Origin of the sequence: Streptomyces viridiviolaceus (assembly GCF_014650995.1) — a bacterium.
Lineage (GTDB): Bacteria > Actinomycetota > Actinomycetes > Streptomycetales > Streptomycetaceae > Streptomyces > Streptomyces viridiviolaceus.
Genome location: NZ_BMWA01000016.1, coordinates 202,024 through 208,677, shown reverse-complemented (window position 1 = coordinate 208,677; position 6,654 = coordinate 202,024). Strand labels below are relative to the sequence as shown.

The following is a 6,654-nucleotide window of genomic DNA, read 5'->3' as shown; positions in this document are numbered from 1 at the left end:
CCAGTTCTCCCTCGCCCACCCGGCAGCCGCCGCCGTCATCCCCGGCGCCACCCGGCCCAGCCGCATCGCCGAGGACACCGCCGCGCTGACCGAGGACATCCCGGCCGCCTTCTGGACCGGGCTCCGCGCCAGCGGCCTGGTCAGCTCTGCCGCCCCGCTCCCGAACGGCGCCTGACCTCCCACAGCCCCATCCCCCACACGCAGCACCACTTCCAGGAGAAGGATCATGGCTTCCACCTCCGTCAGCCGCATAGTCCCGGCCCCGCCGCAGCAGGTCTGGAACCTCATCGGCGGATTCGACGCCCTGCCCGACTGGCTCCCCTACATCCCCGAGAGCACCGCACTCGAAGGCGGCCGCGTCCGGCGCCTGACCAACCCGGACGGTGAGGTCATCGTCGAGCGTCTGGTCGACTTCAACGAAGCCGAACGCCACTACAGCTACGCGATCCTCCAGGCCCCGTTCCCTGTCAACGGCTACCTCTCCACCATCCGGGTCCACACCGTCCCCGGCCGCGACGACGTCGCCGAGGTCCAGTGGTCCGGACGCTTCAACCCCGAAGGCGCCACCGAGGAGGAGGTGGTCGACCTCTTCACGGGCATCTACCGCGACGGCCTCGACGCCCTCCACAAGACCCTCTCCGCCTGACACCGCGGCAACAGCCCCACAAAGCCACGAACCCGGACACGCATCACGCGCGTCCGGGTTCGTGGTTCCCTCCTGCCCGGTGCAGCGCCCAGGAGCCGCTCCCCGAGTCGCCTCCCGACACGCGAGTTCGGCAGGAAGAATTGATTGCATCAGCCCTATATAATTCCTAGCTGGTATTTTGCTCGATGGCATATCCTGGGTCCAGTCACAGCCAGAAGGAGACATGGACCCCATGACCGCCACGGACCCCGCGCTCACGGCCCTCGCCAGTGGATGGGGCGCCCTCTCCCTCTTGCACGGCCGGATCGAGACGCACATCGAGCGCGCTCTGCAGTCCCGGCACGATCTGAGCGTCCGCGAGTACTCGCTGCTCGACGTGCTCAGCCGCCAGCACGACGGCGAAGGCGGCCACCTGCAGATGAAGCAGGTCGCCGACGCGGTCGTGCTCAGCCAGAGTGCCACCACCCGCCTGGTCACCCGCCTGGAGGACCGCGGCCTGTTGTCCCGGTACCTGTGTCCGACCGACCGCCGCGGCATCTACACCGACGTCACCGAAGCCGGCCTGAAACTCCTCGAAGAGGCCCGCCCGACCAACGACGCCGCCCTGCGGGAGGCGCTCGACGAAGCTGCGAGGAACCCGGAACTGGCTTCCCTGGTCGCGGCTGTGGAAGCGGTGGATGTTCCGTCGCGCCGCCCGTAGCTGCCAGCGTCCGATCTCTTTCCTGACACCGGAGCGCGATGAGCCCCTCGCCACTGCGGTGGGCCAGGCGCCGACGGTCCAGTGGTGACTGCGAGCAGTTCCTAAAAGAGGGTCCACAAGTGGCCGGGCGAGGGCGCTCGGTCCGGGCCGTCGGGGCTGCTGACGCATCGCAAGGCGGCAGTGGGCCGGGGCGGCGTGGGAACGGCCGTACCGGGCTCCCCCGGTGATCGGGGTGCCCGGTACGGTTCGGCCGCTGCGGAGCGGCTGTCCCGGTCCGTCGGCGCGACGTGTGACCGGACCGGGACACTCAGGGGAACGCCGTCGAGGCGGCGCTTCAGTTGTTCAGGGCGTCGATGAGGGCCTTGGTGACCTCGTCCGTGGTGGCACTCCCGCCGACGTCACGGGTGAGGACGCCGGCGCCGGTGATGGTTTCGATGGCCTCGTTCAGGCGGGCAGCCTGGTCGGGCAGGCCGAAGTGGTCGAGCATGAGGGCGGCGCTGCCGACCGCGCCGATGGGATTGGCCAGACCCTGCCCGGCGATGTCCGGGGCGGAGCCGTGGACCGGCTCGAACATGCTGGGGAAGCGGCGCTCGGGGTTGAGGTTGGCGCTGGCCGCCAGGCCCAGGCTGCCGGCCAGTGCGCTGCCGAGGTCGGAGAGGATGTCGGCGTTGAGGTTGGAGGCGACGACGACCGACAGGTCCTCCGGGTGCAGGACGAACTTGGCGGACATGGCGTCGACCAGGACACTCTCGGTCTCCACGTCGGGGTAGTCGGCCGCGACCCGCTCGAAGACGTCGTCCCACAGGACCATGCCGTACTGCTGGGCGTTGCTCTTGGTGACGGAGGAGACCTTGCGGCGGGTGCGTGTGCGTGCGAGGTCGAAGGCGAAGCGGATGATGCGTTCGCAGCCGACCTCGGTGAACAGGGCGGACTGGACGGCGACTTCGCCGCCAGGTCCCCGGCCGGAGAGATTGCGTCCGCCGAGTCCGGCGTATTCGCCTTCGCTGTTCTCCCGGACGACGACCCAGTCGAGCTCGGTGTCGTCGGCCTTGCGCAGCGGGCTGGTGATTCCGGGAAGGAAGTGGACCGGTCGGACGTTGGCCCACTGGTCGAAGCTCTGGCAGATCCTCAGCCTCAGGCCCCACAGGCTGATGTGGTCGGGGACGGTGGGCCAGCCGACGGCACCGAAGTAGATGGCGTCGAAGTCCTTGAGCTGCTCCAGGCCGTCGTCGGCCATCATCTTCCCCGTGCGGGCGTAGTAGTCGCTGCCCCAGGGGAACTCCTCCCAGACGAAGGCGAAGGCTCCGTCGGAGGCGTCGGCGAGGGCGTCCAGGACGGCGCGTCCTGACGCGACGACCTCGGCACCGACGCCGTCGGCGGGGATGGCCGCGATACGGAAGGTTCGGGTCTCGGGCACGGGGGCCTCCGGCTTCTGCGGTACGCCCGTGCTCAACCGGGCACGGGCGGACTGTGATCGAGTGCTGATCTGATGCGTCCTCGAGTCAACAGTCGCTGTCGCGGCACGTCCAAGACATGCTTCCGATACGACTCATAGGGACGATCGATCGGTACGACGACGGCTCCCCGCCGTCACTTCTGAGCGTCCTGCGCCCGCCGCGCGGCCAGGGCCCTGGTCAGGTCGAGGAAGGCCCGCGCACCAGGAGTCAGGTGATCGGGCAGGCTGATCATCGCGACGTGGAGATGGGCGGTCGGGGCCAGGGAGGCGACCACCAGTCCGCAGCGGCGGGCCAGTCGGGTCCAGGCTGCCGGCAGCACGGCGATGCCCACACCGGTGAGGACCAGCGGAAGGATGGAGGTGCGGTGGTCCACGACGGCGACGATCTCCGTGCCCCCGCTGCGGGCGGTGATGTCGTCGACGATGGTGCGCATCAGGCTGCCCGGACGAGAGGCGATGAGCTTGTGTCCGGCCAGGTCCTCGGGGCGCAGCACGCTTCCGTCCTCGAAACCCCCGTCGGCCGCGGACACGACGACGAACGGCTGTTCCTCCACCGGCAGGACCTCGATGCCCGTGGCGGTCACGGGCCGGGCCGCCCCCAGCAGCCCCAGCTCGCAGGCGCCGCTGCGGACCAGTTCGACGGTCTCCTCCGGCGTGAAAGCCGCCTGGGTGTTGATCGTGACGGCGGGATGCAGCTCGGCGAACCGGTGGATCAGCGTGGTCAGCGGCTCGATGCCGGGTGACGGCATGGCGGCCACCTCCACCGTCCCGCGGCCGAGCCCTGCCAGATCGGCAGCCCGCGCCCGTACGGCGTCCAGGTCACGCAGAACGCGGCGGCTCGGCTCCAGAAGCTGAGCACCGGCTTCGCTGAGGACCACGCCGCGGCCCATGCGGTGGAAGAGCGAGACTCTCAGGTCCGCCTCCAGGTTGGCCATCGCCTGGGACAACGACGGCTGCGCCACGTGAAGCGCGGCGGCGGCCTTGCTGAAGCCGCCGTGCTCCACGATGGCGAGGAAGTACTGCAACTGCCGGGCGTCCACTCTGCCTCCTCCGCCCCGTCGTATAGGGGCAGCCTATCGAGCAGCCGGGCGGCAGCTCCGTCCGAGGCGTGGAAGCCGGCTCGCCACTCAGACCGGCCGTGAAGGCACGGCGGAGGAGGCGTCATCGGCCGGACGCGGTCCAGGGACTTCCTGGATCTCCTGATCGGCGCTCCGCTTCTCCGTGCCCACGGCGCCCCGTTCCTTCCGCAGTGGCACCGCACCGCTCCGATCGTCGATCCCCTCTTCCGCCGCCGCGTCTTCCGGCAGGCTCTCGACGGGCTGCCCGGCCAGGACGCGGCGGGCCCGTTCGAGGTCCAGACCGTTCTCCCAACGCGCCACGAACAGGGTGGCGACGGCGTTGCCGCAGAAGTTGACCAGGGCCCGGCACTCGGACATGAACTTGTCGATGCCGAACACGAGCATGATGCCCGCGGCGGGGACGTGGCCGACGGTCGACAGGGTCGCGGTCAGCGCGATGAACCCGCCGCCGGCCACACCGGCCGCGCCCTTGGACGTCAGCAGCATCACCGCCAGCAGACCGAGTTGCTGACCGGCGGACAACGACGTGTCGGTCGCCTGCGCGATGTACAGCGAGGCCAGCGAGAGGTAGATCGCCGCCCCGTCGAGGTTGAAGCTGTAGCCGGTCGGCACGACGAGACCGACCGTGGGCCGGTCGACCCCCATGGACTGCAGCTTGCGCATCAGTCCCGGCAGCGCGGGCTCGGCCGTCGACGTGCCGAGGACCAGCAGCAGTTCCTCCTTGAAGTACCGCAGCAGCTGGAAGATGTTGAGCTTCACGTAGGCGGCCAGGACGGCGCCCAGCACGACCACCACGAAGAGGATCGAGGTGACGTAGAAGAGCAGGATCAGCGAACCGAGGCTCGTCAGGGTGGACAGGCCGAACTTGCCGATCGCGAAGGCCATGGCCCCGAAGGCGCCCAGCGGCGCCGCCTTCATGACGAACGACAGGACCTTGAACACGACCTCCGTCAGGCGGTTGACCGACGCGATGATCGGCTCACCGGTCCTGCCCACCATCTTCAGCGCGATACCGAAGATCACGGCGAGGAAGATGACCTGGAGGATGTCCCCTTCCACGAACGCGCCGAAGAAGCTGTGCGGGACGAGGTTGGTGAGGAACTCCCACCAGTGCTGGTGCTCGCCCTTCTCGATGTACTGGCCCGCGTCTCCCGTGGTGTCCAGCTCGCCGACGTCCGCGTGCACCCCCTCGCCGAGGGGGAAGAGGTTGATGGCCACCAGGCCGGCGCCGAGCGCCACGATGGTGCCGATCTGGAAGTAGGCGAGCGCCTTGACTCCGGTACGGCCCACCTTCTTCAGGTCGGCGACCCCCGCTATGCCACCGATGATCGTCAGGAACACGATGGGCCCGATGAGCATCTTCATCGCGGTGACGAACGTCGTACCGATCGGCTCCATCGAGGTGCCCAGATCCGGCCAGCGCCAGCCGAGCACGATGCCGATGACAATGGCCACCAGCACCTGTACGTAGAGCTGTCGGTACCAGGGTTTGGCCTTCACCACGTCGGTGCCGCCCGCGGCTTCGTCCGGGGTGCGCGTCATTGCAACCTCCATCCAGGCACGGCTGAGCATCACCGACGCGCCACGAGAGGTCCGGCACGGACGGCCACGACGGCGATGCCTGCGGCGCCGGGCCCGACCGGCACCGCCCTAACTAACGGGTCAGTGAAGCCGGTCACACATGGAGAGGTCCACGACCAAAAATCGATGCCCTGTATAGGCGCAACCTATGAGCCCGCCCGCCATCGGCACCTCCAGCACTCCTCATTCAGTGCCCTTGGTCCGGAGCGCGCCTGTGGCCGTCGACGCCGACGACGAGGCCGCCACACTCCCTGAAGGCCCACTTGGGACCATGGCCATGTGGAAGGAAATCCGGCCTTCGGTGGGGCCGAGCCGATGGAGACACTACCGGTGGGACCGACGCCCCGGACGGCGGTGGCGTGGCTGCCGCCACGGGAGCTCTGGCCAGCCATTCAAGACATCCGCTGGGAGCACGATCCCCAGGTACGTCGCTGGCCGCCGCATGTGAATCTGCTGTTCGGCTTCGTGCCGGAGGAGGAGTTCGCGCGGGCAGTGCCGCTGCTGTCCGCCGTCGCGGCCCGGACCACAGTATTCACGGCGCGCCTGGCCGGTGTGCGGTACTTCCGGCACCGCCACTATGCGACGGTTTGGCTCGATCCAGCCGCGGCAGACCAGGCACCCTGGGCCCGTCTCCACCGGGAACTGCAGCTGCGGTTCCCGCTCTGCCGAGGGCGCGGCGGCCGCTTCACCCCGCACCTGTCCCTCGGACGCACCCAAAACCCGAAGTGCCTGGCGGCCGAGTGTGCCGCCCGGCTCGGCACACTGTCGGCAGTGGTCGAGGAGGTGGTCCTGCTCTCCCGTTGCGGCGAGGAGCCCATGAAGTCCAGAGCCGTGATCACACTGGGAACGGGCGAGATCCGCCAACCGTAGACGCGCTGGGGCGGCAGCGCGTTGCCTTCCCGGGGCTCCTCAAGGGTCTGCAGTATGTGCAGCGCGTCGTGGTCACCCACCTGCTGCCTGGCTAGGGGCGGCTCACTGCGAGCTGATGCCGCAGGTCGAAGTACCTCAACAACCGGGGAAAACTCCCATCAGCCGACCCGCCGGCGCAAACGGGCCATACAGGCGTCCGCTCCGCCGGAGGCGCCCAGAGGTTCCTGGCCGCGTTCAGCCAGGCCTCCCCGCGCTTCCGCTGCCGACGCTACCGGCTACCGGCTACCGGCTACCGGCTACCGAAAAGAGATCACCCGCTTCG

6 protein-coding genes and 1 pseudogene are annotated in these 6,654 nt (G+C 69.1%); 4 read left to right on the top strand and 3 right to left on the bottom strand.

Going from position 1 to position 6,654, the window contains the following annotated elements:
• The 3 genes and pseudogenes from IE260_RS24475 to IE260_RS24465 form a co-directional block, all read left to right on the top strand.
• Positions 1-175 (top strand): annotated as a pseudogene (locus tag IE260_RS24475) (aldo/keto reductase); the annotation flags it as partial.
• Between the two features lie 51 nt (positions 176-226).
• Positions 227-646, top strand: coding sequence for an SRPBCC family protein (locus IE260_RS24470; protein WP_189875373.1), 420 nt, complete (start codon positions 227-229; stop codon positions 644-646).
• Between the two features lie 232 nt (positions 647-878).
• Positions 879-1,346 (top strand): MarR family winged helix-turn-helix transcriptional regulator, encoded by a 468-nt coding sequence (locus IE260_RS24465; protein WP_189875370.1) that lies wholly within the window; start codon positions 879-881, stop codon positions 1,344-1,346.
• Between the two features lie 334 nt (positions 1,347-1,680).
• On the opposite strand, the gene IE260_RS24460 is transcribed toward IE260_RS24465, so the two are convergent.
• From IE260_RS24460 to dctA, 3 genes are all read right to left on the bottom strand, one after another.
• Positions 1,681-2,763 carry a tartrate dehydrogenase gene (locus tag IE260_RS24460; protein ID WP_189875368.1) on the bottom strand — a complete coding sequence of 361 codons (1,083 nt, stop codon included), beginning with the start codon at positions 2,761-2,763 and terminating at the stop codon, positions 1,681-1,683.
• Between the two features lie 173 nt (positions 2,764-2,936).
• Positions 2,937-3,842: a LysR family transcriptional regulator gene (locus IE260_RS24455; protein ID WP_189875367.1), complete on the bottom strand. Its 906-nt coding sequence runs from the start codon at positions 3,840-3,842 to the stop codon at positions 2,937-2,939.
• Positions 3,843-3,929: 87 nt separating this feature from the next.
• On the bottom strand, positions 3,930-5,423 hold the full coding sequence (dctA, locus tag IE260_RS24450) for a C4-dicarboxylate transporter DctA (RefSeq protein ID WP_189875364.1): 1,494 nt from the start codon (positions 5,421-5,423) through the stop codon (positions 3,930-3,932).
• 369 nt (positions 5,424-5,792) lie between these two features.
• Between dctA and IE260_RS24445 the strand changes: the two genes are divergently transcribed.
• The gene (locus IE260_RS24445) at positions 5,793-6,332 is read left to right on the top strand and encodes a 2'-5' RNA ligase family protein (protein WP_229881173.1); all 540 of its coding nucleotides are present in this window, start codon (positions 5,793-5,795) and stop codon (positions 6,330-6,332) included.
• Positions 6,333-6,654: the final 322 nt, after the last annotated feature.

Excerpts from the sequence above, each read along its gene's own strand:
- dctA (WP_189875364.1), bottom strand. The coding sequence starts at position 5,423 with ATGACGCGCACCCCGGACGAAGCCGCGGGCGGCACCGACGTGGTGAAG.
- IE260_RS24470 (WP_189875373.1), top strand. The coding sequence starts at position 227 with ATGGCTTCCACCTCCGTCAGCCGCATAGTCCCGGCCCCGCCGCAGCAG.
- IE260_RS24465 (WP_189875370.1), top strand. The coding sequence starts at position 879 with ATGACCGCCACGGACCCCGCGCTCACGGCCCTCGCCAGTGGATGGGGC.